At 68.7% G+C, this 1877-nt stretch carries 3 protein-coding genes; all 3 read right to left on the minus strand.

Features of this window, described 5'->3' with window-relative positions; translation table 11 throughout:
* The coding region (locus DBR36_RS13510) for an MFS transporter (RefSeq protein ID WP_146185363.1) at positions 1–949 on the minus strand (949 nt) is incomplete at its 3' end.
* A gap of 9 nt (positions 950–958) precedes the next feature.
* Entirely contained in the window at positions 959–1456 is a 498-nt protein-coding gene (locus tag DBR36_RS13515) for a DUF4279 domain-containing protein (protein WP_108320203.1), read from the minus strand.
* 212 nt (positions 1457–1668) lie between these two features.
* Positions 1669–1877 (minus strand): DUF933 domain-containing protein (locus DBR36_RS18505; RefSeq protein WP_258222848.1); only part of this gene is annotated, 209 nt, incomplete at its 5' end.

A 1877-nucleotide genomic window follows, 5' to 3' on the forward strand; every position in this document is an offset into this window, starting at 1 on the left:
CCCCGAAGACGACGAGCAGCGGTTTGCGTCCGATGCGGTCGCTGAGCGCCCCACCGAGGGGCTGCATGAGCATCAGGATCACGAACGCGGCCAGGACGAGCCCCGTCGAGGCGCGCTCCGCGGCCGCCCCGCCGTCGGCGAAGAACGTCTCGCGGATGAGATACGGCACGGTGACGGTCGCGGTGTAGAACGCCGCACTGCCCCCGGCCGTGAGCAGGATGACCCAGAGCAGCGGGCGCCAGTATCCGCGGAAAAGTTCCGACATCGTCGACGCCCCGCCCTTCGACGCCGTCCGTGCGGCGCGACGGGCCGAGCGCGCCCACCACAGCGAGACGAGCCCCGCGAGCCCGCTCGCGGCGAACGCGACCCGCCAGCCCCAGGCCGCGACGTCCGCGCGATCACCGGCCAGCAGCAGGACGAGCAGCAGCCCCTGCGCGAGCACCAGACCCCCGACGATCGTGGCGCCCTGGAACGACGAGAAGAACCCGCGACGACCGCGCGTGCCCGACTCCGACAACAGCACCGCCGCGGCCGCATACCCGCCGCCGGCGGCGACGCCCTGCACGACGCTCACCACCACCAGGATGACCGCCGCCCACACCCCGATCACCCGTTCGGTCGGAGTCGCCGCCAGGACGAGGGATGCCGCCGACATCAGCGTCACCGCGGCCACGAGCGCGCGCTCGCGCCCGCCCGTGTCGGCGAGGCGACCGAAGATCCACGAGCCGAGCGGGCGCACGAGGAAGGTCACGGCGAAGAGCGCGTAGACCCACACGAGCGAGTCCGCAGAATCCGGGTCGAAGAACTCGGTGCGGAAGTACGGCGCGAAGGTCGCGTACACGTACAGGTTGAACCACTGCACGAGGTTGGGCACCGACCCCGTCAGGATCGCCCGCACCTGCGCGCGACGATCCGTCCGCGACCGGGTCGTGGTCGAGTCGGCGTTCATGCGATGACCTTACTGAACGGGGGGGGCGCGCGTCGGCGCTACTGGAGGGTGGCCTCGTCCGACGTCGGCTCCTTCGCCGTCGTCGAGATACGCCGTGCCGTAGACGTCGCAGCCCAGTTCTGCGAGGGATTCGATCATGTCGATCTGCAGGACGAATCCCCCCTGTTCACTGTCGGAATCGCCGGACCACCAGATCCTTGTCTCGCCGTCTTCCCGCAGCTCCGATACCTGCTGAGAATGGGGTCGCAGGACTGCCAGCAGCGCACGGAGGGCTGAGAAGCCGGTTTCTTCGCTCGCGCCGGGCGAATGCTCCACCGTGGAGAGCGACCAATACTTCTCCGCATACCGCCTCGACTGCGGGGCGACGTCTCTCCCCGACCGGCCCGCGGGTGTGAGCTCTCCGATATCGCCCGAATTCGTCGGCTCGATCCCGAGCATCGATGAGATCGCGCTCACAGTTCTCGTCGGGCTACGGACCGTGAAGGTGGCGCGATTGCCTCTGATCATTTGTGCTTCCTCTGCTGGCGGGCTCTCGTCATGCAGGATGCCAGAGGCTCGGGAGCGCACGCCCACTTCTGCGACAGCTCCTCGGCGAGGCCGCCGGCTGAAGGCGCCCGATGGAAGCGAGAAGACTCGACCCGCCACCCGTCTGCCGGCACAAATGACTTGGCCCCGTCCGATCCGAATGGATGGACGGAGCCCATGGATGCCACGAGATGTCAGTTGTTGAAGCGGAACTCCACCACGTCGCCGTCCTGCATGACGTAGTCCTTGCCCTCGAGGCGGGCCTTGCCCTTCGCGCGGGCCTCGGCGACCGAGCCGAGCTCGACGAGGTCGGCGAACGAGATGACCTCGGCCTTGATGAAGCCCTTCTCGAAGTCGGTGTGGATGACGCCGGCCGCCTGCGGTGCCTTCGCACCCTGCGGGA

Source organism: Microbacterium sp. HMWF026, assembly GCF_003061325.1.
Lineage (GTDB): Bacteria > Actinomycetota > Actinomycetes > Actinomycetales > Microbacteriaceae > Microbacterium > Microbacterium testaceum_E.

Coding starts and splice junctions, on each gene's coding strand:
- DBR36_RS13515 (WP_108320203.1), bottom strand. CDS start 1,456: ATGATCAGAGGCAATCGCGCCACCTTCACGGTCCGTAGCCCGACGAGA.